The organism is Flavobacterium sp. (genome assembly GCF_013823965.1).
Taxonomy (GTDB): domain Bacteria; phylum Bacteroidota; class Bacteroidia; order Flavobacteriales; family Flavobacteriaceae; genus Flavobacterium.
In genome coordinates this window covers 12,152-37,535 of sequence record NZ_PNNA01000028.1, presented here as the reverse complement: position 1 = coordinate 37,535, position 25,384 = coordinate 12,152, and the positions used below count along the sequence as shown (strand labels likewise).

The 25,384-nt window shown below is 37.0% G+C and carries 21 protein-coding genes; 11 read left to right on the top strand and 10 right to left on the bottom strand.

Annotated elements, in window-relative coordinates; translation table 11 throughout:
• Nucleotides 1–147: 147 nt before the first annotated feature.
• Nucleotides 148–4,581 (bottom strand): translocation/assembly module TamB domain-containing protein, encoded by a 4,434-nt coding sequence (locus tag C0430_RS02885; RefSeq protein WP_290865289.1) that lies wholly within the window; start codon nt 4,579–4,581, stop codon nt 148–150.
• A 109-nt stretch (nt 4,582–4,690) separates the two neighbouring features.
• Here C0430_RS02885 and tsaD point away from each other — a divergent pair, with 109 nt between their 5' ends.
• The 7 genes from tsaD (at nt 4,691) to C0430_RS02850 (ending at nt 11,237) form a co-directional block, all read left to right on the top strand.
• On the top strand, nt 4,691–5,713 hold the full coding sequence (tsaD, locus tag C0430_RS02880) for a tRNA (adenosine(37)-N6)-threonylcarbamoyltransferase complex transferase subunit TsaD (RefSeq protein ID WP_290865287.1): 1,023 nt from the start codon (nt 4,691–4,693) through the stop codon (nt 5,711–5,713).
• 2 nt (nt 5,714–5,715) lie between these two features.
• Nucleotides 5,716–6,423, top strand: coding sequence for a 16S rRNA (uracil(1498)-N(3))-methyltransferase (locus C0430_RS02875; RefSeq protein ID WP_290865285.1), 708 nt, complete (start codon nt 5,716–5,718; stop codon nt 6,421–6,423).
• A 69-nt stretch (nt 6,424–6,492) separates the two neighbouring features.
• Nucleotides 6,493–7,131: a DUF4159 domain-containing protein gene (locus tag C0430_RS02870; protein ID WP_290865283.1), complete on the top strand. Its 639-nt coding sequence runs from the start codon at nt 6,493–6,495 to the stop codon at nt 7,129–7,131.
• 225 nt (nt 7,132–7,356) lie between these two features.
• Nucleotides 7,357–8,316 (top strand): zinc metalloprotease, encoded by a 960-nt coding sequence (locus tag C0430_RS02865; protein ID WP_290865281.1) that lies wholly within the window; start codon nt 7,357–7,359, stop codon nt 8,314–8,316.
• 76 nt (nt 8,317–8,392) lie between these two features.
• Nucleotides 8,393–9,484 carry an AI-2E family transporter gene (locus tag C0430_RS02860; protein WP_290865279.1) on the top strand — a complete coding sequence of 364 codons (1,092 nt, stop codon included), beginning with the start codon at nt 8,393–8,395 and terminating at the stop codon, nt 9,482–9,484.
• Between the two features lie 2 nt (nt 9,485–9,486).
• Nucleotides 9,487–10,668, top strand: coding sequence for a class I SAM-dependent methyltransferase (locus tag C0430_RS02855; RefSeq protein WP_290865277.1), 1,182 nt, complete (start codon nt 9,487–9,489; stop codon nt 10,666–10,668).
• Nucleotides 10,669–10,670: 2 nt separating this feature from the next.
• Nucleotides 10,671–11,237 carry a hypothetical protein gene (locus C0430_RS02850; RefSeq protein ID WP_290865275.1) on the top strand — a complete coding sequence of 189 codons (567 nt, stop codon included), beginning with the start codon at nt 10,671–10,673 and terminating at the stop codon, nt 11,235–11,237.
• On the opposite strand, the gene C0430_RS02845 is transcribed toward C0430_RS02850, so the two are convergent.
• Entirely contained in the window at nt 11,238–11,897 is a 660-nt protein-coding gene (locus tag C0430_RS02845; protein WP_290865273.1) for a M15 family metallopeptidase, read from the bottom strand. It lies immediately after the preceding gene.
• A 100-nt stretch (nt 11,898–11,997) separates the two neighbouring features.
• A complete protein-coding gene (locus C0430_RS02840; protein WP_290865271.1) occupies nt 11,998–14,316 on the bottom strand; it encodes a T9SS type A sorting domain-containing protein in 2,319 nt (772 codons plus the stop codon).
• Nucleotides 14,317–14,693: 377 nt separating this feature from the next.
• Between C0430_RS02840 and C0430_RS02835 the strand changes: the two genes are divergently transcribed.
• Nucleotides 14,694–16,763: an acetate--CoA ligase family protein gene (locus C0430_RS02835; RefSeq protein ID WP_290865269.1), complete on the top strand. Its 2,070-nt coding sequence runs from the start codon at nt 14,694–14,696 to the stop codon at nt 16,761–16,763.
• Here C0430_RS02835 and C0430_RS02830 read toward each other — a convergent pair.
• The 5 genes from C0430_RS02830 to C0430_RS02810 all read right to left on the bottom strand — a co-directional run bounded on the left by C0430_RS02830 (nt 16,760) and on the right by C0430_RS02810 (nt 20,328).
• Complete coding sequence (locus tag C0430_RS02830) at nt 16,760–17,332, bottom strand: 2-oxoacid:acceptor oxidoreductase family protein (protein ID WP_290865267.1); 573 nt, start codon at nt 17,330–17,332, stop codon at nt 16,760–16,762. The two genes, C0430_RS02835 and C0430_RS02830, sit on opposite strands and share 4 nt — an antisense overlap.
• 4 nt (nt 17,333–17,336) lie before the next feature.
• Complete coding sequence (locus C0430_RS02825) at nt 17,337–18,113, bottom strand: thiamine pyrophosphate-dependent enzyme (RefSeq protein WP_290865265.1); 777 nt, start codon at nt 18,111–18,113, stop codon at nt 17,337–17,339.
• Entirely contained in the window at nt 18,067–19,191 is a 1,125-nt protein-coding gene (locus C0430_RS02820) for a 3-methyl-2-oxobutanoate dehydrogenase subunit VorB (RefSeq protein WP_290865263.1), read from the bottom strand. The genes C0430_RS02825 and C0430_RS02820 overlap by 47 nt, the downstream gene beginning before the upstream one ends.
• Before the next feature lie 19 nt (nt 19,192–19,210).
• Nucleotides 19,211–19,441, bottom strand: a complete 231-nt coding sequence (locus C0430_RS02815) for a 4Fe-4S dicluster domain-containing protein (protein WP_290865261.1) — start codon at nt 19,439–19,441, stop codon at nt 19,211–19,213.
• A 521-nt stretch (nt 19,442–19,962) separates the two neighbouring features.
• A complete protein-coding gene (locus C0430_RS02810; protein ID WP_290865259.1) occupies nt 19,963–20,328 on the bottom strand; it encodes a helix-turn-helix domain-containing protein in 366 nt (121 codons plus the stop codon).
• A 154-nt stretch (nt 20,329–20,482) separates the two neighbouring features.
• Between C0430_RS02810 and C0430_RS02805 the strand changes: the two genes are divergently transcribed.
• The 3 genes from C0430_RS02805 to ilvD all read left to right on the top strand — a co-directional run bounded on the left by C0430_RS02805 (nt 20,483) and on the right by ilvD (nt 23,820).
• Complete coding sequence (locus C0430_RS02805) at nt 20,483–20,863, top strand: DoxX family protein (RefSeq protein ID WP_290865257.1); 381 nt, start codon at nt 20,483–20,485, stop codon at nt 20,861–20,863.
• Nucleotides 20,864–20,930: 67 nt separating this feature from the next.
• Nucleotides 20,931–21,860 (top strand): ClpXP adapter SpxH family protein, encoded by a 930-nt coding sequence (locus tag C0430_RS02800; RefSeq protein ID WP_290865255.1) that lies wholly within the window; start codon nt 20,931–20,933, stop codon nt 21,858–21,860.
• A 268-nt stretch (nt 21,861–22,128) separates the two neighbouring features.
• Entirely contained in the window at nt 22,129–23,820 is a 1,692-nt protein-coding gene (gene ilvD / locus C0430_RS02795) for a dihydroxy-acid dehydratase (RefSeq protein ID WP_290865253.1), read from the top strand.
• A gap of 84 nt (nt 23,821–23,904) precedes the next feature.
• On the opposite strand, the gene C0430_RS02790 is transcribed toward ilvD, so the two are convergent.
• A complete protein-coding gene (locus C0430_RS02790; protein ID WP_290865251.1) occupies nt 23,905–24,432 on the bottom strand; it encodes a hypothetical protein in 528 nt (175 codons plus the stop codon).
• A gap of 121 nt (nt 24,433–24,553) precedes the next feature.
• Complete coding sequence (locus tag C0430_RS02785) at nt 24,554–25,288, bottom strand: LuxR C-terminal-related transcriptional regulator (protein WP_290865249.1); 735 nt, start codon at nt 25,286–25,288, stop codon at nt 24,554–24,556.
• Nucleotides 25,289–25,384: the final 96 nt, after the last annotated feature.

Genomic DNA, 25,384 nt, shown 5'->3' with positions numbered 1-25,384 from the left:
AGGTGTGTTTTTAATAAATTGGTAAAATGCTCGAAATTCAAACGTTATCGTTAATAAGTTGATAAAAAATTGTAATAAAATTTATATTTTGCCCAATAAATAAAGATTATTGAACAGAATGAATTTCTTTAGAAAATTGTAATGGTATTAATATTCTTCGGGAATTCTACCTTCTTGATTCACTTTTTGGTCTTTTGAATCTGTTTTATTGGGCTTAGGAATATCCCTGTTCTCTGGAGGCAAATTTGAATCCACATCGATCACGTTATCAGCTGGTGCGGTTTCTATTTTATGGTTTTTAAAAAATTTATTGGCCAATTCTTTAAAAGTATCAAAATCAACTTCATAAGAAATACCTATTCCTTGAGTATATCCTATTCCTTCTCCTATATAATTGATGTCGTTTTCTCTGTTAAAAAAGCGCAAATTCACCGTTCCATCTTCATTAACCCGATACAAAATCTCGACATCACCAACAACTGCTGACTGATTAACGCCTCCAAAAGGGACCCCAACTTTTCCGTTGATGGTAATTCTTTCGTTGATTTTGGACGAGACTGATGCCACAAATCTTCCGTCAGATTCGCTTCCTACTCTTTTGTCGGCAGTAATTATATCTAACTCCACATTGAATTTTTCGTCATCAGAATGAATCATGCCTGTCAATAAACTGGTGGCCGATTCAAATAAATTCTGCGATAAAGCAGACTGGTTTACCCCATTGGAACTTAAAAAACTTCCTGTGGACAATAAATACAAGGCTTGGGTTTGTCGTACATCCTTGTCATTTAACTTGTATTCTATTTCTGATTTTAATACGTTGCTCACTGTTGGAAATTCAAAATTGAAGTCCGGTTCAGGACTTGTCAAATCGCCTCGCAAACCAATGACCACATTTACATCCACCTTTTTGTTAAAGGAGGAATTCTCTAGCAAAACGGCTGGATTTGCCGAGGTTTTATATATGGCTTCCAAATTTAAACGTGCTTTCATTGGATTTCCTTCCCATGAGATGTACCCACCTTTTTTGACAATAAATTTCTTGTCTATGATACCGCCGTATTTAAAATTATAAGTTCCATCATACGCTTGGAAATCGCCCCACATATTGAATTTACCCAATGTATTTATTTTAAACAAAAGTGTTCCATTGCCCCTGCCTTTCATCCCGTGGCCTGAATTTCGATCCAAGATGACTTCGACTTCCGCATTTGGGGTAATGTCGAGATCAAACTCTAATTCAAGTCCTTTGTAATTTCTGGAATTATCAACGATACCTTGCTTGATATTGAACTTTTCCTTGGCAGTCAAGAAATGGATAAAATCATTTTCGCTTATGTTTTCGGCATCATTGATGGGTATTTTTAATGATGAACCATTTTCGGATTTGGCATCAACCTTTATAAATAATCCATCCGTTGGCCCTTTGATGGTGGCTAAACCATTGATGAAAGCAATTCCATAGTAAGCCGCATCTTCGCTATCTTTCGTGTCAAGCACCAACAATCTTTTGGAATTTATGGCCAAATCCAACTTCCAATCTGAAAAGTTTTTGTGCTCAATACTTCCATTCAAAGTGCCTTTTGTCTTAAATTTTGTATCGGTAAGCACGTTGTTTCTAAACAAAAACTTCTCATCGGCTAAATCAACAATAGTTCTTTCATTTAACGAATAATCCACATTTAGATACGGAATCGTCATACCGGCATTATCCACATAAAGTCGTCCGTTGATTTCTGGCTTGTTAAAATTTCCTGCTATACTGGCATTTCCAGATGCAAATCCACGGATATTGGACAACACTTCGCCTCCCAGCGAACTCAAAACTCCCAAATTAAATTTGTCCAGTTTTAAATTCAAGTCCAATATCGTTTGTTTGTCAACTATTTCAAAACTTCCATTGGCATTGAAAGATTCCACGTTTTTGTTTTCGATATTGGCATCTAAAGTGAATTTTTTTAAATTTTCGTCTCCGGAAATATCAAAATTCAAATTGCCCAAATCGGTTTTGTTGATGTTCAAATGATCAATTTGTATGGAAGCCGGAATTTGATAAACAGCATTGTTTTGTTTGTAATTCACGATGGCATTGACATTCCCGTTAAAGACAAATTTGGGATCGGCTGGCGTGATTTGATTCAAGTCGACATCTTTAAAACTTACTTTTAAGTCCTTGTATGTAGCGCCTTTAATATCACCCATAAAGGTGATTTCCTGGTTTTCATGAGACATTATTATATTATCGAAATTGAAATTTTCGAAGGATTTGTCAAATACAATTTGATTGTTTGGCGTTTCGTTTTCATTCAAAAACCACAAATAATCCTTAAGCTTAATTTCGGATTTATTCAATCCAACAACATTGTTGTTGTCTTTATTGATGGTGTGATACAAGTTCAAATTAAAATAATCCTGACCTCTTGAACCTCCTTTAAACTCGGATCGAAAGAACAAAGTGTCTTTCATGGTCACGTTTATCAAACTAAAATCCCGTATTTTGTAATACTTGGTTTTGATGCTGTCCAATTCAATAAAAGCATTATAAAGCGGATTCTTGTTGTCAATCTTGATTCTAATATTATCAAATGTATTGGTCGAAGCCGTGATTTTTGGAGAGTTAAAATTAAGTTTGAATTCTTGGTTGTCCGAGCTGATGTTTCCCTTCACCACAGTGTTCGTGCCAATAGAAATTTCCGGATAAAAGATTTCGATTATTTTATTGTAAATAGAAAAATTAAATTTTAAAAATTGGCCTTTTTTCACCTTGACCGGCCTGTAATTGGTATAAAGACTTCCCAATGAATTTTTTACCAAATTTTTAAGCTGGTTGAATTCGTATTTTCCAACAATTTCTCCTTGGACTATGTCGGGAGAATTCACGGTAATGGTTCTCACACGATTTTGGTCAAAAGTGGAATTAATGTAAAAGTCGTCAAAAACATAGGTTGCTTTTACATTTTTATAGACCGTTTTGTTGATAAACACATCCCCTTTGAGATTGTCTATGGAATTTCCTGAAACTTGCAACACGATGTCTCCTTTAAATCGGGAAATGGTGTCTTTGATAAATTTTAATTTATACAAATCGGCATTGTCAACCTTGACATGAAAATCATATCTACTTTCTTTTTTACTTAAATCTACCAGCCCATCAAAGTTCAAGCTCAAATTAGAATCGTTTACCGAAACTTGGCCTTTATAAAGTCCCTTGTTAAAATTCCCATTGAGAACTACATTGCTGTAAGTATAATTGTTGTAATTAATTTGGCTAATATCGCCTTTCAAAGAAGTATTCAAATACTTTTCAGAAAAACCAATCCCATCTACGTCGAGATTCAAACTTGCTTTTCCAACATCTTTTCTGTCCAATAAGGTCCCTATATCAAAGTTTTCCAAAACAATGTTTCCCGCATAAGTTGCTTTGTCGGACAAATGTATGTTTTCAATGCTCAAATCAGAATTTACTTTCCCCAACTGTGTTCCCATGGCAAAACTGGCATCCAGTGAAGTGGTAGTCACCTGTGCATCGCCAACTAAATTGACAGTACCCAGTTTTTTCAAGATAATGGGCAGTCTTTTGCCCAAAACATTAGGCAAAACCGTAACAAGATCATCATAACTGGTAGAAAGTTTGGCAAAATTTCCGTTCATGTAAAATGTTTTCCCTTTGCTTGGAAAAAGATTTTTGAAGTGTATTGTTCCTATTATTTGGGATTTTTTTGAATCGACCAATTTTAAGTTTGTCAACACCAAATTGTTCAAAGGACCTTTTATTCTTCCCTTGATTTTAAAAAGTTGGTTTTTCCCCAATTCATTATAAAAACAGCGAATGTCATTAGAAGCCAAGGAAGCCTTATCCATTTGTATGTCAAATTCTACTTTATCCGTAAAATGGGCAAAATCTTCAATTTCATAATTCATTACAACCTCCCCTTTCAACTTGGATTCCTTGGTCAACAAATCAAGATTTTCCAGTTTGATGTGCTTTGTGGTATAGCTGAATTTTGTGCTCAAATCCTCGACAAATATTCCTCGATGATCCTGAAAAGACAAACTGTTGATGGTCGTGGTCACTTCTGGCCCATATATTTTTAAGGCCGTTGCGGCTAAATTAATCTTCGTGAAGTCAACATCTTTGGGATTTTCCCTGTTTTCGTCAATCAAACTATAATGGCCGTTGGAAATTTTCACTTTGGTAGCCGTCAACAAAAAATGTTCTTTGGAAGGTGGTTTTCCAGTATCGAATGCCGCAACAAATTTATCAAGATTGGACAGCTTTTCTTTTTTGTAGGTTTTCATGTTAAAATATACCCCGTCCAAAGCAACATCACCAAAAATCAAATCAACTTTCAACAACTTATTCCAGTCTAAAATATTAGTTTTAATCCTGTTAACATAAATCAGGGTGTCTTTATGATGGTCCAGGATCAATACTTTTTTAAGCTTGACACCTCCGAAAACAGTAAAAGAAACCTGCTCCACATTGATATTAATCTTGAATTGTTCGTTGAGGGAATTGGTAACGTAATGACCTATTTTAGTCTGGACAAAAGGCAATGTTAAGGCAATGCCAAGTACCAATAATAGCAGGATAAGTCCAAGGATAGAACGAAATACTATTTTTTTAAGTTTTTTGATACCTATTAATGTTTTAAATTTGTCAAATATAATTCAAAAATTACGCCTTTTTATGCAAAATCCCGAGGTTTTTATTCTCGCCATCGAAAGTTCCTGCGATGACACGGCCGCAGCGGTTTTACATAACGACAAAGTCTTGTCAAATGTTGTCGCCAACCAACTGATTCACAACCAATATGGCGGCGTGGTTCCTGAACTGGCTTCGCGTGCACACCAACAAAACATTGTTCCGGTCATTGATGCTGCTTTGCGCAAAGCAAATATAAAAAAAGAACAACTTTCTGCAATTGCATTTACCCAAGGACCTGGTTTGATGGGTTCACTTCTGGTGGGAAGCTCCTTTGCCAAATCCTTGGCATTGGCATTGCAAATTCCCCTGATTGCCGTAAACCACATGCAGGCACATATTTTAGCCCATTTTATCGATGAGGAAGGATTTGACAAACCAACATTTCCATTTTTGGCATTAACCATTTCTGGCGGACATACCCAAATCGTGAAAGTAAACCACTTTTTCAATATGGAAATCATTGGCGAAACCACTGATGATGCCGTGGGAGAAGCTTTTGACAAAAGCGCCAAAATACTGGGACTTCCTTATCCTGGCGGCCCATTAGTCGATAAATATGCACAACTTGGAAACCCGAAAGCCTTTGCTTTTACCAAACCAAAAGTTCCCGGATTAGACTTCAGTTTTTCGGGTTTGAAAACGGCGATTTTATATTTTGTCCAAAAGAAAAAACTGGAAAACTCGAATTTTGTTGAGGAAAATCTGAACGACGTTTGTGCTTCCATCCAACATACCATTATCGAAATTTTGATGGATAAATTAAAATTGGCGGTAAAAGAAACCGGAATCAAACAAATCGCCATTGGCGGAGGTGTTTCGGCCAATTCCGGAATTCGAAATACTTTAAAAGAAGCTGAACAAAAATACGGCTGGAAGACTTTTATTCCAAAATTTGAATACACCACCGATAATGCCGCCATGATAGGAATTGTGGGTTATCAAAAGTTTTTATCCCAAAATTTCGAAACTGCTGCAGTTGTTTCCAAAGCACGAATTCAATTCTAACCATGCAATTATTTTACAATCCAAATATCGACGAAACTACTGAAAGCTTTTCTTTTGACAAAGAAGAAAGCAAACACATCATCAAAGTTTTACGAAAAAAAGACACTGACATTCTTTATGTAACCAATGGTTTGGGATTCTTGTTCGAAACCGAAATTACACTGGCATCAGACAATAAATGTACCGTAAAAATTTTGTCTGTCGAAAAGGCTGAACCTTCAAAATTCAAGTTGCACATGGCGGTTGCACCCACAAAAATGAACGATCGTTTCGAATGGTTTTTGGAAAAGGCCACCGAAATTGGCATTCACGAAATCACGCCCATTATTTGCGACCGCTCCGAACGAAAAGTGGTCAATAAAGAAAGATTTGATAAAATTATATTGACAGCAGTGAAACAATCCAACGCGTTGTTTCTTCCAAAACTGAATGAAGCCAAAACTTTCAAAGAATTTATAAAGCACGAAAACAAAGGTTTGCAATTGATTGCCCATTGCGAGAAAACGGACAAAAAAACATTGAAATCAGTTTTGAAACCAAACGAAAATGTCACCTTGCTCATTGGTCCCGAAGGCGATTTTTCGGAAAAAGAAATTGCATTGGCACTTGAAAACAAGTATGTTCCGGTATCTTTGGGAAACACCAGATTGAGAACAGAAACGGCTGCTGTTGTGGCTTGCCATAGTGTGGTTTTTGTGAATGAAAATTAAGATTGGAGATTTCAGATTAACGAATTTTGACCCGAGCGACAGCGAACTGGCGCAGCATTTCAGATGTTTATGAAAAAAGTATATTTCTTGTTCCTTTTGTTGTCTTTTTCGTCATTTTCCCAAGAAATTGCTTTGGTAAAATACAGCGGAGGTGGCGATTGGTATGCAAATCCAACTTCTTTGCCCAATTTGATTAAATATTGCAATCAAAACATCAACACCAAAATAAAAACCAAACCTGCAACGGTAGAACCAAGCAGTCCCGATTTATTTTCCTATCCTTTTGTGCACATAACTGGACACGGAAACGTGGTTTTTAGTGATGCCGATGTCAGCAATTTGAGAAATTACATGACTTCGGGAGGTTTTCTTCATATTGACGATAATTTTGGAATGGATCAATATATTAGAAAAGAAATAAAAAAAATATTCCCCAATAACGATTTGGTCGAAATTCCTGCCAATCATCAAATTTTTCAAAAACCGTATCTTTTTTCAAGTGGATTACCAAAAATTCACGAACACGATGGCAAACGCCCGCAAGCTTTTGGGATTTTTATAGCCAATCGATTGGTACTGCTTTATACTTTCGAATGTGATTTGGGTGATGGTTGGGAAGACCCCGAAGTGCACAACGACCCGATTGGAGTTCGTGAAAAAGCCCTAAAAATGGGAGCCAACATTATGAATTACATTTTTAATAATTAGTTTGACTTGACGTCCTGTTTGCGTTTCTAAAATCATTTTTACGTTTTGGCAACGAACATATTACTTTCATAAACTATATTTTTTATTGCACTATTCTTTTTTTGGCCTAGAAAAAGCGATAACGTTACAGTAACTAATTTTTTAAAAAAAATTGCTATTTTAATAAATTTGTTATATAATTGTCAACTTATTAACCTAAACCATTATTATTTAACATCTATTATTATGAAAAAAATCCTTTTATCGGCATCTGTAATCCTGATGCTTTTTGCTTGTCAAAACGAAGCAACTGATACCACTGCTCCAACAACTACTGCCATTGCTCATAGAGGTTGTGCCTCACAAGAAGTTCTTGAAGCGCAATTGGCAGCCGATCCATCATTGGCCATACGCATGAACCAAATAGAAGCTTTTACACAAAAAGCACAATTATCAAATAGCCGATTAGTAAATGGTAAAATTGTAATTCCGGTTGTAGTAAATGTTTTGTACAAAACTGCTGCAGAAAACATTTCTGATGCCCAAATACAATCGCAAATTGATGTATTGAATAAAGATTTTACTGCTACAAATTCTGATTTTGGAAGTATTCCTGCTTTATTTTCTGGAGTGGCTGCTAATGTTGACATAACTTTTGAACTTGTTAAAATCAACAGAAAAGCAACTACTAAAACATCTTGGGGAACTAGAGATGCAATGAAAAAAACTAAACAAGGAGGATTAGACCCTACTTCGCCATCTACAAATCTTAATCTTTGGGTTTGTACAATCGGTGGTGGAATTTTGGGTTACGCACAATTTCCTGGAGGTTCATTGGCAACAGACGGAGTTGTTTGTGATTCTAAATATGTTGGTGTGACACCTGATTCAGGTTCAGCTTATCCATACAATTTAGGAAGAACGGCTTCTCACGAAATTGGTCACTGGATGAATCTTCGTCATATTTGGGGTGATGCCACTTGTGGAAGTGATTTGGTTGCTGACACACCAACACACAATACTGCAAATTATGGTGTTCCAACTTATCCTCATTACAGCACTTGTCCTGGAACTCCAGTAGAAATGACAATGAACTACATGGATTATACTGACGATAGAGGAATGTACATGTTTACTCTAGGCCAAAAATCAAGAATGTCTGCCTTATTTGTTTCTGGTGGAGCAAGAGCAGCTTTCGGAATATAATTTCTTTCTGTTTTTAACATACAAAACTCGCTACTTGTTAGCGAGTTTTTTTATCTTTATCCACTAAAAAATACAAATGATAACTTCAAAAATAATAGCAAACGGGATTTTAAGAGCGATAGGTCTTCTAGTTTTGGTGGTGGTTTGCATGTATTTCTTGTATTTAATCCAGTCCATTGTAATCTATCTTATTGTAGCCTTAATCCTCACGTTGATAGGAAATCCAATACTTGATTTCTTTAAAAAAAGGCTTAAATTCAAGCATACGTTGGCGACAATTGCGACACTTTTTATTTTTGTACTGTTTATTACTGGTTTTGTCTTGATGTTTATCCCATTGATATCGTCTCAAGGGGAAAATTTATCCCTGTTGAAAACGGCGGAAATTGAAAAAAACATAACCGAATTATTAAACCAAACTTCCGTTTTTTTAGAAAGTCATCATATTGATTCTGAGAAAGTCATCAAGGAAGCCAATATAACTTCAAAAATTAATTTCAATTTTATTCCTGATTTTTTAAATATCGTCTTGGGCACCATAAGTAGCTTCGGAATTGGCCTTGCTTCGGTATTATTTATTACTTTTTTCTTTCTGAAAGACAGCTTGCTATTTATCGAAGGAGCCAAAAAATTGATTCCAGACAGTCAAGAAGACAAAATTTTAAACTCTGTGCACAAAATAAATCACCTGCTTTCCCGCTATTTTATTGGGTTGCTGCTTCAATTGTTTATCGTCTTCCTTTTGTACCTGATTGTATTGTTAATTTTTGGCATTCCAAATATGTTCATAATCGCCTTTTTGTGTGCCGTTTTGAATATTGTGCCATACATTGGTCCATTGATTGCTTCGGTTTTGGCAGCAATTTTAACGATGTTGAGCAACTTGGGGAGTGATTTTCAAACCGAAATTTTACCTACCACCATCTACGTTTTGATAGGATTTTGGATTGTGCAAATCATTGACAACAACCTCTCGCAACCGCTTATTTTTTCCAAAAGTGTCAGCTCACATCCATTGGAGATATTTCTGGTTATCTTGATTGCAGGTTTTCTGTCCGGAATTTTAGGAATGGTCATAGCCGTTCCCTTGTACACAATCCTAAAAGTAATAGGAAAAGAATTTTTCCCTGAAAATGCAGTAATAAAACTACTAACAAAAAACATATAATTTTGGATTTAAACCTGCTAAATCCTGAAATTCAAAAATTTATCAATGCCAATATTGATGAAACCATCTCGAAATTAGCCCTACAAAAAAATCCGTTTCCTGAAGTGGAATGGATTTCCATCTTGAGCCAAATTGAAGCCAAAACAAAAGCAAAACTCAAATTGCCGAGTTGGTTTGCAGCAGAAAACATTATTTATCCAAGCAAAATTTCTGTCGAACAAACCTCATCCGAAAAGACGGCTTCCTATAAAAACACCATCGTTTTCGGCGAAAGCCTAATTGATTTGACTGGAGGTTTTGGAGTTGATGATTTTTATTTTGCAAAAAAAATGAAAGTTGTGGCGCATTGCGAAATAAATCAAGAACTCTCTGATATTGTAAAACATAATTTCGAAAAACTGGAGGTAAAAAATATCTCTTGCCATTCGGGAGATAGTTTAGAAATTTTAACCCAATTAAACACCAAATTGGATTGGATTTATATTGATCCTTCTCGAAGAAACAATGCCAAAGGCAAAGTTTTCATGCTCCAAGATTGTTTGCCCAATGTTCCCGAACATCTTGATTTGTTGTTTCAATATTCAGATTCCATTCTAATAAAAACAGCTCCTTTGCTCGATATTTCGGCAGGATTATCCGAACTCAAAAATGTAAAGACCATCCATGTCGTGGCTCTTGAAAATGAAGTAAAGGAATTATTATGGGAAATTCACAAAGATTATTCCGGTGAAATCAAGATAAAAACGGTCAATATTGTAAAGGAAAAAAGGGATGTTTTCGAATTTATTTTGGACAAAAAACCTGAAATGGCAACCTATGGTTTGCCCCAAAAGTATTTGTACGAACCCAACAGCGCCATAATGAAATCAGGAGGATTTGATGAAGTGGGAACTTTTTACAACCTAAATAAACTGCACAAACATTCGCATTTATACACGAATTCAACGCTCGTGACTTTTCCAGGAAGGATTTTTGACATTGAAAACACATTTCCATATCATAAAAATGAAATGAAGGTGCATCTTGAAAATCAACAGCTAAACATCACCACCAGAAATTTTCCCGACACGGTTGAAAGCATTCGAAAAAAATGGAAAATAAAAGAAGGCGGAAATCGGTATTGTTTTTTTACAACTGATGAAAATGACAACAAAATAGTTTTAATTTGCAAAAAAATATACTAAAAATGAAAAAGGCAGTCCTACTAATTTTATGCATGATAAGCAGTACTTTATTCGCCCAGAAACCTTGTGAATACAGTGCAAATGTTACCGATTCTATTGGAACCTACAAATCGACCAAGGAATACATGATTTACGAGAAAAATTTTGCAGGAAATACCAATTACATCTTTTATTCATTGGCATTGACGGACGGCACGCCAACCTTGAACATTAATTTCATCCAAAAAAGCAAAGAATTTTTAAAAGCCAATTGTTTTGACAAAAATTCCAAATTATTTTTACAGTTAAATAATGGCAAAATAATAACGCTACTCCATATTGACCAAGAAAATTGTGGCACATTGATTCGAGACGAAAAAGGCTTTAACAACAGAATTCTAACCGGAACTTTTATGTTTATGAAAGGTTCTTTTGAAGACCTAAAAAGCGCGCCCGTAAATTTGATGCGAATAAAATACCTGACAGACATTGAAGATTATGTCATCAAAAAAGAATTTCAATCGGAACTTGACAATAAGGTCTATCAACCGGAAACCTATTTTGTCAATTACTTGCATTGCATAGAATAACTAATCGCAGTTCCATTTAGCATTGGAAACTTTGTCATTCAACGCTGATTTTAAATTGTAATGCCACCATTCCGAATCTAGCGCGTTAAACCCATTTTCCTTCATTGTTTTTTTTAACAGTTCCCTGTTGGCGAGGATTTCTGGCGAAAGATTGAAATAATCGTGGCCAGCTTCAACACCAAAAAAATCGAAAGAAGTTCCCATATCGAGTTCCTTTCCGTTAAAATCGACTAATGTGATGTCAACGGCTCCTCCTCTATTGTGTATGGAACCTTTGCTGGGATCGGCAACATAAGAAGGATTGGAAACAATTTTCCACATTTTTTTTTGAATATCCAAAGGTCTGTAACAATCAAAAAACTTGATTTTATAACCCATTTTCATAAAGGCTTCATTTGCTTGGACAATCGCTTTAACGGTTTTCAATCGCAAAAAACATTCTGCGCAATCGTACACTTTGGCTTTCAAAAAATTATCCGAAGTGGCATATTTCATGTCATAAACAAAATCTTTGCTGTAGTCTTTTATATTCACGAATGTGGTGTCATCGACAACTGGCAAATTTTTGGAAAAATTATTGGAAACTGCGGTTTGGGATTTACAGGAAATTACACAAATAAAAGTGCAAAGAAGCAATACTGGTTTGGCATAAAAAGTCATAAATACTATTTTTTATAAAAATAAGTAAATTTGTGGAATTTAAAAAAAAGAGGCTGTCCATTATGACGGGCAGCCTCAAAAAATTTATTTTTTTTGTGGTTTATTGTTTCACCACTTTAAAAGTATTGGAATTATTGCCTTGTCTTACAACAACCATATAAATTCCAGCCTTCAAATTTTCACCAAAAGAAATGGTTTGTTGACTGCCAGCATTCACATTCGAAACTAAACGTCCGTTGCTGTCAAAAATGAAAAGTACGGCATTTTCATTCGAAGCCGATTGAACTTCAAGTTTAAAATTGCCGCTACTTGGATTAGGCCATACATTCGTCGCAAATGAAACATTTTCGATGGCGGTATCACCAAATGAAGATTTGTTATTAGTGCTACTTGGTTTAGATGTGCTTGCTATACTTGCCGCTTTTCCTTTATCATGGGGAACGGCAACAGTTACCATTTTAAAGCTATAATTATACGAGTTATCGTGGCTAACTATGTATATGTAATATATTCTTCCAGTTCCTGTACCGGAACGTTCTGCTCGCAGAAGAAGAGTATGCACATCTTTTATTTCCCAATCTACAGCCTTGTCTCCATCTCCCAATCCATTGTCCGGTTCACTGCTATATACATAAATATCAGTAGTGATGGGGCCTCCACAATTATCCGTCACATTGTAATCAAGTTGTACGGGAATCATCTTGTGGTTTGGTGGCCAAAGTGGCTCCAATTCATCCGCAATTCCTTTTATTACGGGTGGTTCATAATCTAGAATGATTACATCAAAACTACATGTTACCGTATTATTTGTTTCATTTTTGAGCACAAATGTATTAGTTGTAGTACCTACCGGAAAGAAAGAACCACTTGCCAATCCGGCAGTTTGTGTTATCGAAATTCCCTCTCCTCCACAATTGGGCGCAGCAACAACTGGAGAATAATAAACATAAGTGCCACACATTCCCGGTGAATTGACCATGTAAATAGTATCTGGGCATTTAATGCTTGGAACGGGGCAAGAAGTCGCCGTAAAAGTGTATTCTCCCGTAACCCTGTTAAAAGTTACATCATAGGTTCCAACAAGAACTGGAATGTTGGCTCCGTTGGGAAAGCCAATACCTGTTGGAAATGTATTGTTTCCCCAATTAGTTGTCCACTCGTGATCCTGCCTGAATTTAACTTCTCCATCGTTAAACGAAATGTTTTTTAAAGTGTAAGCAATTCCATCTGTCGTTTGCATGTCAACATCAATATCCCAACTATTTAAAGCAGAACCAACAATACCAATCACCGGATAATCAAAGCTATAATCTCCGGTAACACTATTAAACATTACATTGTAAGTACCCGCTTTAACTGCAATATTTGGACCATTAAGGAGTGCAGTACCTGTTGGGAAACTACTGTTTCCCCAATTCACGTTCCAACTATCATCTTGCCTGAATTTTGCTTCACCATCAACAAAAGTGTAGCCTTTTAAGGTATACGTTTTTCCATCGATGGTTCCCATGTTTACATCACTGTTCCAACTAAAATCTGGCGGAACGGCACTCCCCAGAATTCCCACGGAAGCGGGGCAATTACTGACACACACAAATAAATATTCCCCTGTCAGTCTATTAAAAATAATATCATAATTCCCTAAAACCGGTATAAAAATATCTGGACCGTTTGGATAGGCAACACCAGAAGGAAAGTTGCTACCACCCCAATTTATATCCCAAGTATTGTCTTGCCTGAATTTGACAAAGCCGGCAGTCAACGGATAATTTAACAACATATATTTTATTCCATCTGTTGTTTGCATGTCCACATCAACATCCCAGCCATTTAAAGAACTACCCAGAACACCAATGCTGGGTACAATTATCCCCATATCGACCAACATAATATTGTCAAAATGTGTGACTACTTGTTCCGCACCCAATTCAAAACTTAATTTGTGACTTGAAAACACTGCTGTGGCTACAAAATCAATTGTTATGGTTTTCCAATCCGTAGTGGCAAATTGAGTGTACTTGTCATAGCCTATCAAGCTGATCCAATTGCCTCCATTCTCGCCCAAGAAAAGACCAAAACTGCGATAAGCATCAGCTTTCACATCGAAAGAAAGTCGGTAAGTATGTCCTTGTATCAAGGGAAACCCTTTTTGAATCAGTTGAATGTCCCAAGTGTTTTTTGCCGCTCCCAAGGTTACCACGTCGTAATGGCATACACCGTCAACAACGGTCACGTTATTGTTGATTTGCCAATTCTGCCAAGAATACCAAACATTATCCGGTTCTGGCTGACTAAAGTAGTTATTGATTGTTGTGGTCGTGTTGAACTCACCATCCGATAAAACATTTTGGGCCTGACCAAGTGAAGCGGACAAAAACAGCCATCCCAAAATTAATGAAGTAAAGATTTTTGCTTTCATGCTAGTAAATTTTAATGAGTTAAATAATTTCCCTACTCTTTTCAAGGATTTTCAGATTCCTCCCTAAGTAATTATTTCAATATTAAATTTTAAGTAGACTAGATGAAATTAGAGGCAAAATTTCATTTGGTATATTAGCAGTATTAAAAACCATTAAATTTACAAATAATTCATATATAAATCACTGATAATTAACTAATTATAAATAAAAATTATCTTATAAGAAGAAAAATATTTTGTACTGTTTTTTATTGTTTATTGCTTTGAAAGCTGTAAATTTAAGGCATTGCAAAAATGGAATAAAATTGATTCCATTAGAAAACAATATTGAGTTATTGGATAAAAAAACTTCGAAATCATTTCCTAAATGATAATTTATGCTAAACAAAGAATTAATAAATCCTAAAAGTATAGTTGTTGTTGGTGCTTCAAATAATGTTCATACTCCAGGCGGAAGTGTTTTAAAAAACCTGATTACCCATAATTTCAAAGGCGAATTGTTTGCCGTAAATCCGAAAGAAACCGAAGTGCAAGGCCTGAAATGCCATCAAAATGTTTCAAAAATTCCATCCGTGGATTTAGCAATTATTGCCATAGCGGCCAAATTCACTTTGGAAACTGTCAAAATCTTGGCGCAGAAAAAAAACACCAAAGGTTTTATCATTTTTTCAGCCGGATTCGGAGAGAAAGATGACGAAGGAAAAATCTTGGAACAACAAATTGTACAGGAAATAAAAGCCGTGGGAGGCACCTTGCTCGGGCCAAATAATATAGGCTTAATCAATCCAAATTATGCGGGCGTTTTTACTTCGCCAATTCCCAAATTAAATCCAAACGGTGTTGATTTTATTTCAGGATCTGGAGCAACGGCCGTATTCATTCTGGAAGCTGCAATGGCAACAGGCTTGCCTTTTTCGAGTGTTTATTCTATGGGAAATTCAGCACAAATTGGCGTCGAAGATGTTTTGGAACATTTAGATGCTACTTTTGAAAAGGGCAAAAGTTCGAGGGTAAAATTGCTTTACATCGAAAGTATTGGAAATCCACAAAAATTCATAAAACACGCCACTTCGTTAATCAAAAAAGGCTGTAGAATTGCCGCCATCAAAGCAGGAAGTTCATCGGCAGGCAGCAGGGCAGCGAGTTCACATACCGGAGCATTGGCCAATTCTGACGTTGCCGTTGATGCCATGTTTAAAAAATCAGGAATTGTGCGTTGCTACGGCAGAAATGAACTGATAACCGTGGCCGGAATTTTTTTGCACAAGGAATTAAAAGGCAAAAATATTGCCATAATCACCCATGCAGGTGGACCGGCTGTAATGCTCACGGACACTTTATCCAAGAACGGTTTAAATATCCCGGAAATTGATGGAAAAGAGAGTGAAATCTTGCTCGAAAAACTGTTTTTGGGTTCCTCGGTTTCAAATCCCATTGATTTTTTAGCCACTGGAACCGCAGAACATTTAGGGACAATTATTGATTATTGTGAAAATAAATTTTCGAATATAGATGCAATGGTTGTTATTTTTGGAAGTCCCGGATTGTTTGAAGTCTATGACGTTTACGATGTTTTGGATAAAAAAATGAGAACATGTTCGAAACCAATTTTCCCCATATTGCCCTCTGTGGTGAATGCTAAAAAGGAAATCGATTATTTCATCTCGAAAGGCAATATCAATTTTCCAGATGAAGTGCTGCTAGGAAATGCCTTGGCCAAAACATTGAGAACAACTCTACCCATCGTTGAAAAAATACCACAAAAAAATATTGATATAAAAACCATCAGATCTGTAATAGATGGAGCCACAGACGGCTATCTAGAACCGCAACAAGTAAAAACTTTGTTAGTTGCGGCAACGATTCCAATAGTGGAACAAGCCGAATGCCGTAGTGCAAAATCATGCCTATCCGAAACCGAAAAAATGGGTTTTCCCGTGGTGATGAAAGTGATTGGTCCCACGCACAAATCTGATGTTGGAGGCATTATTTTAAACATTAATTCCAGGGAACAAGTAACGGAATCTTATGACAAAATCATGCAAATTGAAGGTGCAAAAGCCGTGTTAATCCAGCCTATGAAAAAAGGAGTGGAACTTTTCATTGGAGCAAAGAAGGAAGGGAATTTTGGCCATTTGGTTTTATGCGGTTTAGGGGGAATATACATTGAAGTTTTAAACGACATCAATGCCGCGCTGGTACCTGTTTCAAAAATTGAAGCTTTTGAAATGATTCAAAATTTAAAATCCTACAAAATAATTCAAGGCATCAGAAACCAAGAAGGCGTCAATGAAAAAATATTTGCGGAAATTATCGAAAAAATTTCCGCTTTAATATTGGCTGCCCCTGAAATAGCAGAGCTGGATTTGAATCCGCTATTAGGTAATTCAAAAGAAATTTTTGCCGTCGATGCCAGAATTAGAATCGAAAAAAATATGAAAAATTAATTTTGAAAAACAGGTTCTTTGACTACATAATAAGGAACGATGTTGTTCATGCCCATTGTAATGGCTTCGACATTCAATGGAATTAAATTATGATAGCGTTCAGAGATTGATTTTTTTAAACCTTCAATCACGTTTTCTAATTTTACGACGGGTTTTTCTTTTAAAAATCCACCTAAAATTACCATGTTAAAAATTTTCTTGTTCCCCATTTCGGCAGCTAATTTAGTGCCTTCAATTTGAAAAATACTAATATCCGTCCTGGATGGATGATGCGTGATTCCGTTGGGATCATAAATTAAAATACCTCCTGGTTTTACGGATTCCTCAAATTTATCCATAGATTGTTGGTTCAAAATAATGGCGGTATCCACAATTTTCAAATAGGGAGAACTAATTCTTTCGTCACTTAAAATCACGGTGACATTTGCCGTTCCTCCTCGCATTTCAGGACCATAAGAAGGCATCCAGCTGACTTCCTGATCTTGCATTATTCCAGAATAAGCCAATATTTTACCCATTGAAAGCACTCCTTGTCCTCCAAAACCTGCAATCATAATTTCTTCTGTCATCGCTTTACTGTTTTAATTTACCTTCAACTTTTATGTCACCAAGAGGAAAATAAGGAAACATATTTTCTTCCATCCAAATGTTGGACTCGTTTGGTGTCATTTTCCAACCCGAATTACAGTTGGACAGGATTTCGATAAAAGAAAGTCCTTTTTTTAACCGTGTGTTTTCAAATGCTTTTCGGATGGCTATTTTAGCTTTTCGAGCGTGTTTGTGTGTGTGAACGGAGTGTCTGGTTACGTAATAAACTCCGGGAAGATTGGCAATTAATTCTGTTATTTTTAAGGGCGAACCCATAGTTTCAATTTCTCTGCCATAAGGCGAAGTGGACGATTTCATTCCGGCCAAGGTTGTTGGCGCCATCTGTCCGCCGGTCATTCCGTAGATGCCGTTATTGACAAAAATAATGACAATATTCTCTCCCCTGTTGCAGGCGTGAATGGTTTCGGCTGTTCCTATGGCGGCCAAATCGCCGTCACCTTGATACGTAAACACATATTTTTCCGGCCAAAGTCTTGAAATGGCTGTTGCAACCGCAGGAGCACGACCATGAGCAGCCTGTGACATGTCAATATCCATAAAATCGTAGGCCAAAACGGAGCAACCAACTGGTGCAACACCAATAACATCTTCCGAAATGCCCATTTCATCAATGACTTCCATGGTTAGATTATGAGCCGTTCCATGTCCGCATCCTGGGCAATAAGACAAGGATGTATCCGTCATTAATTTTGTTTTACAAAATACTTGATTCTCTTGTTTTATGATGTCTGCTACTTCCATTATTGATGATTTTTTGTTCTAAAACCTCTAAAATTTCTTCTGGTGTGTGAATAATTCCCCCGGTCCTGCCAAAATGTTCCACTGGTACTTTGTGTTCAACGGCAAGCCGTACATCATCCACCATTTGACCTGCACTCAATTCTACACTTAAAATTCCTTTTATCTGGTCGGCCAATTCAAATAATGCTTGTTTTGGATAGGGAAACAACGTTATGGGACGCAATAATCCTACTTTTATTCCTTTGGCTCTGGCCAATTCGACAGCTTTTTGTGAAATTCTGGCGCTTGAACCGTAAGCAACTATCAAGTATTCGGCATCGTCACAGTATATTTTTTCGTAACGTAAGTCTTCTTTTTCCATTTGCTCATATTTTTTTAGTAATCTATGAACTCTGGCTTCCATTTTTTCGGATTTCAAATCCAGTGAAGTAACCACGTTTCGTTCTCTACCTTTTTTGCCGGTAACTGCCCAACTGCCTTGTTTTTCAATTAATTCTTCGTTGGTCCATCTTGGTTTTGGCTCTTTGAGGATTACTTTTTCCATCATTTGTCCAATCAATCCATCTGAAAGAATCAAAACGGGAGCGCGATATTTAAAGGCAATATCGAAAGCATCTTCCACAAAATCTGACATTTCCTGAACGGATGCCGGTGCCAAAACATAGAGCTTATAATCGCCGTGTCCTCCTCCTTTTACCGATTGAAAATAGTCGGATTGAGAGGGTTGAATGGTTCCCAAACCTGGTCCGGCTCGAACGACATTCACGATTACCGCTGGCAATTCTGCTCCGGCCAAATAGGAAATCCCCTCCAATTTCAAGGAAATTCCTGGACTTGACGAGGAAGTCATTGCTTTCTTGCCCGTACTTGCCGCACCATAAACCATATTGATGGCCGCTACTTCGCTTTCGGCTTGTAAGACGACCATTCCAGTCCTTTTTTCAGGACGTTCGGTCATTAAATATTCGATGATTTCTGTTTGCGGAGTGATGGGATAACCAAAATAAGCATCAACTCCTGCCCTGATGGCAGCTTCAGCCAATGCTTCGTTGCCTTTCATTAATTTTAATTCTGACATTGCACTACTGTTTTAAGAATTATGCTGAAACTTTTACTCTATAAACCGAGATTGCCCTATCGGGGCAAACATTGCCGCAATTCGTGCAGCCCGTACAAGCTTCAGGATTTTTCATGTAAGCATAATGGTAACCTTTTCGATTCACCTCGCTCGACATTCCAATTACATTTTCCATACAAACAGGAATACAGACTTCACAACCTTTGCAGGTTTGTGTATCCACGACTATAGCTCCTTGCACTTTTGCCATATCAATAAATTTATAGATAATTACTCTGTTATAATTTTATTATTCTCAAAGATATTTGTTATATTTTAAAAAAAGAATGATAAATATCATATTTCACAATTATCATTTTAACAACAATATATACTTGTTTTTAATTAATTTGTTATTGATTACCGTTGGTTAATTAATACCTCATTGTTTCGATGGTGCAACGTCCTTTTTAGTGGAAAATGTTTGTGTAAAATGACACTTTACTGGAAAATCATTTAACCTTAAAGTAATGCATTCAAAGAACACGACGAAGCAAAACAGAAAATATAACATCTAATCTTGTTTTAGGATAAGACGAGCCACAACGGCTGGTGCGTTGTCCCAGGTTCGTGCTCCTCTTTCCGAAATGTGTTTAAAAACAAATCCAAAAGCTCTCCAAAAACTGAAATCCCCTAATTTTCTCTTAAACTAAAGCATCAGAACATTATATATAGTGGTAGAACTATTACTTAACCTGAAAATCTTCAACCAAACAAGAATATAAACCAATGTCATTTATTCTTGTCATAAACAAAATTTCTGTATTCAATACCCCATTTTGCAATTTCATCAATGATAGGAACCAACGTTTTTCCAAAATCCGTAATTTGGTATTCAACAGTTACAGGTTTGGTGTTTAGTACGGTCCTGCTGATTAGGTGATTCATTTCCAAATCCTGCAATTCTTGGGAAAGCATCTTTGAGCCAATGCCATCTACTTCTCGCATCAAATCCATAAAACGCAATTTGTCGCCCAAGGTCAAAGTCCCCAAAATATGGAATTTCCATTTACCCGAAAGAATTTCCATTGTATCTTTTATTGCCATTATTCGGGTTTTACACTGCTGATTATTATTGAAAATCGCTTCCTTTTTCATTTTTGAATCTATTGTTTTTGTTTTACAAAGATAACATAAAACACAAGTATAGTTTCCTAAATGAAACTACTTTCCAAAGGGAAACGAATAGTGAAAAGAAATTTGATGAGCAGTAAATTTGCACAAGAATTACAAACAATAAAATTTTAAAACAATGAAAAAATACAATTTGATTTATTGGATTAGTACAGGATTATTCTCTGCATTCATGCTTTTCAGTGCCTATAATTATTTGGCCGCTCCGGAGATGAAAGAAGCATTTGCAAGTCTTGGTTTCACCGAAGATTATTTCAGGATAGAATTGGCCGTAGCAAAATTTCTAGGAGCTTTGGCTTTGCTCCTTCCTTTTGTTCCCAAAGGAATTAAAAATTTTGCTTATGCTGGTTTTTCCATAAACATCGTTTCTGCCATCATTGCACACATTGCAAAAGATTACAACGCTTATGCATTTTTAGTTTTTTCGGTGGCAACTATCGCATTATCGTATTTTAGTTCCATTAAGTTACAATCGTTAAAACAAAATGTTCAATCGTAAAACCATCACATTTATTTGCAGTTCGCTATTTTTTACCGCCTGCAATGGACAAACAAAATCAACAGCAATGGAAAACAATAAAAATATGACAACAGAAAACAGCAATCAACTTATATGCGATCCTGTTGAGGGTATTTGCGGAATACCAGACAGCAGTACAAAAACAAAAAATGTTACCCCAAAAACAGAAAAATCGGTAAAATTGGTTTATTTCACCGACCCTATTTGTTCTTCTTGTTGGGGCATCGAACCACAATTAAGAAAACTAAAACTGGAATACGGCAACGGCATTGAAATCGAATACCGAATGGGCGGTTTATTGCCTGATTGGAATTATAATAGTGGCGGAATTTCTAAACCTTTGGATGTGGCACACCATTGGGACGAAGTAAGCGTGTACTACGACATGCCCATCGATGGCGATGTCTGGTTGGAAGACCCTTTAAATTCTTCGTATCCGCCATCCATTGCTTTCAAAGCGGCACAAATGCAAGATGAAGAAAAAGCCATTTTGTTCTTGAGGGAAATACGAGAAATGGTCTTTTTGAAAAAGAAAAACATTGCCAAATGGGAACATTTGGAAACAGCCGCCAAAAAAGTTGGATTAAACCCAGTGCAATTAAAAACTGATTTTGATGGAAAAGCTAGAGTCTTTTTTGAAGAAGATTTGAAGGCAGCCAAAGAATTTGGCGTAAGAGGATTTCCGACTATTTTCTTTTTCGACAATTCTGGCAACAAAGAAATTGTGTATGGTTCAAAACCTTTTGCTTTCTATGAAATGGCAATATTAAAGCTCAATCCGAATGTAAAGAAAAGCGAATACCGCAAAAATGGGGAAACACTTTTTGCGAAGTATCAGTCTTTGACTGCCAAAGAGTTTTCCGAGCTTTCGGGAACACCACGAGCAGAAAGCGAAAACGTATTAAATAACCTAACAAACAAAGGATATCTGGAAAAACTGACGACTAAAAACGGTTCTATTTGGACATTAAGATAATTTACTTGGTACCAACAATTTTCCTCTGTTGAACAGAAAACGGCTAACTTATGCCTCACTTCCCAAAGGCTCTGCAAACATCAAAATCCTTTGCTTTTCTCATAACTCCCTGTTTCAAAAAACACCGTTTTGTTATTAATCTAACAATCCGGGTTCGATTATTATTTTATCCCGCTGGGATTTTATGTATTTTTGCACCCAAATAAAAGACAACCGTCTTTTAAAAAATACGATTAAGCCAATTTTAAAAAATATAAAAAAATTTAGCATGAGAAGTGATGAAGTAAAAAAAGGGTACCAAAGAGCGCCCCATAGATCGTTATTCAGGGCAACAGGATTAGTGGACGAAGATTTTGACAAACCATTCATTGGTGTGGCCAATTCATTCATCGAAATTATTCCGGGACACTTTTTCCTGGACAGGGTGGCCAGAATCATCAAGGAAGAAATCAAGGCAAACGGCTGCGTTCCTTTTGAATTCAACACCATTGGGGTGGATGACGGTATTGCCATGGGACACGACGGTATGCTTTTCTCCTTGCCTTCAAGAGAGCTGATCGCCAACTCCATCGAAACGGTGATGAATGCCCATAAACTGGATGCCATGATTGCCATTCCCAACTGCGACAAAATCGTTCCGGGAATGATTATGGGTGCTTTGCGAGTGGACGTTCCAACCATTTTCGTGAGTGGCGGCCCAATGAAAAAAGGACATACCAAAGATGGCGTTCCCATTGACCTTGCCACAGCTTTTGAAGCCGTTGGAAAGTTTGAAGCCGGAGAAATGAACGAAGAAGAATTGAAAGACATCGAGTGCAACGCCTGCCCTAGCGGCGGAAGTTGTTCGGGAATGTTTACTGCCAACTCCATGAACACCCTTATGGAAGCCATGGGAATCGCGCTTCCCGGAAACGGAACCATTTTGGCTTTGACCAAAGAACGCGAACAATTGTACAGAAATGCTGCCCGAAGAATTTGCGAAATTGCCAAAGACAAGGCACAAACCGAAAAATTCAAACTGAGAAACATCCTGAATGAAAATGCAGTAAAAAATGCTTTTGCCGTGGATATGGCTATGGGCGGAAGTTCCAACACCGTGTTGCACATGTTGGCCATTGCCAAGGAAGCCGACGTCAACTTCAATTTGGAAGACATCAACAGCATTTCCAAAAAAGTTTCCCATATCGCCAAGATTTCGCCAAGTTTGTCCACCGTGCACATGGAAGACATCAACACGGCGGGTGGCGTGAATGCGGTAATGAAGGAAATGACCAAAAGAGGTGACGACATCTTGTTGGACAACCTTACGATAAGCGGCGAAACCGTTTTGGAAAAAATAAAAGATGCCTACATCAAGGACACGAATATTATCCACACCATCGACAATCCGTATTCAAAAGTGGGTGGTTTGGCCGTTTTATACGGTAATTTGGCCGAACAAGGTGCGGTAATCAAGACTGCCGGAATCACTGGAGACCGAGTTTTCACTGGAACTGCCGTGTGTTTTGACGGTCAACCGGAAGCCATTGAAGGAATTACAAGTGGCAAAGTAAAAGCGGGTAACGTAGTCGTTATTCGATACGAAGGGCCGAAAGGAGGTCCTGGAATGCAGGAAATGTTGGCCCCTACTTCCTTGATTATGGGAATGGGCTTGGGAGCCAAAGTGGCACTCATTACCGATGGTCGTTTCAGCGGAGCAACCCGTGGAGCCAGTATCGGTCACGTAAGTCCGGAAGCTGCCGAAGGCGGAATGATTGGATTATTGAAAGACGGCGACGAAATTCATATCGACGTGGATCAATACATCTTGTCGGTGAATTTGAGCGACGAAGAAATTGCCAAAAGAAGAGCCGAATTTGTGCCGTTGAAAAAAGAACTAAATTCAAGATGGTTGGGACAATACCGAAGCTTGGTGACCAATGCCAGCAGCGGAGCCGTTTTAAAAACAGATTTGTTTTAAAAACACGAAACCATATAAAAACCAGAAACCCCGTTTCAGAAATATTGAAACGGGGTTTCTGGTTTAAAAAATTGATGTCGGTCTCTATTTATCGACGCAATCCACGGCAGTGAATTTATATTTCACCTTGTCAAAATCTATGGGTTGGCCTTTGGCAAAATATGAAACGCCCAAATAGCTTTCAATTTTTCCGTTGCCCAAAACAAGTTCGTTGCCTCTTTTTAGCAAAGCCATCGGGTTTTTGTATTGTACTTTGTCATTCATCGCCAAGGTAAAAGAATAATCGACAAACAAGGTGTCGCCACGGAATTTTCCGGCTATTTTTCCAACTTTCTGTGCCTTGTTGAAAACTTTCATGACCATGTCCCCGGTTACTTTTCCGCTTTTCAAAGTGTTTACTTTTAGTTCGAGAGTGTCTTTTTCATACAACGCTTTGTAACATTGCACGCTTGTCGGTTTTTCAGCCACGGCTTTAACATCGACGTCTTTTGGGTTTTTATTGCAGCTTTGGAACGCAATGCAAGCCAACAACAAACAATACAGGCCTAAATTTTTCATAATAGTAAACAATTGGTTAATAATTACGGCAATAGCCAATGCTAATTTACGCATAAATAGCCTTGAAAATACAGATTGGACAGATTAAATTTACTCCCACCCAAACATAATACTTGTATTTTTTTACAAAAACAATCAAGTATTTATACTTAAAACATTATTCTGCTACGTAGTTTCAGACAGCTAAAGAACTTTTAATAAACAGATTAGAATAATAAAATTCATTCGCTTTATTGGAAAGTTCCATTATATTTTTGACTTTCATTTTTTTCATCAAATTAAAACGATGGACTCCTGCCGTTCTTTTGCTGATAGCCAAGGATGCGGCAATTTCTTTGTTTCCTTTTCCGGAAAGCAACAATTTCAGGATTTCTTTTTCTCTTTTGGTAATCATCGGATTCTGCTCCAAAGATTGTTTGGATTCCAATGCTGCAACAGGATTACTGATTTGTCTAATTAATATCGACGAAATATCGCCACTAAAGTATTTCCTTCCTTTGGAAACGGCATAAACCCCTTTCAAGAATTCCTCTTTGCTGGAATCTTTTAGCAAATAACCGTCGGCTCCCGCCCTGATGGATTTCAAGACATACTCTTCTGATTCGTACATGGAAAGCATCACTATTTTTACGAAATTCTGTTGGCTCCTCAATTTTTTATTATCCAAAAACCTTGTCGCAGCTTTGAGAATCTGTTCAAAATTAGGTTTAATGGCTACAAACAGTTCGGAAAGCTCCTTGCTTTTTTCTTTTGGAAAACCAAGACTGTCATTTCCTTTTTCTAAAGCATTGTGGTTAAATGTACAAAGTTTGATGATTTCGTTTGCTTGGTCAATCTCTTTTTCGTTGTTGGTGGAATCGGCAATGAAATTCAAAATCAAGATTTCCTTGGTCAACTTCTGGCTGAGCATTCTTTACTTTCCCGAAATATTGATGATTCGCGAATCGCTCAACTGGCTGTGGAGATTGTGTTGGATCAACAACTGGCTCAAAAGTACCTTAATCGC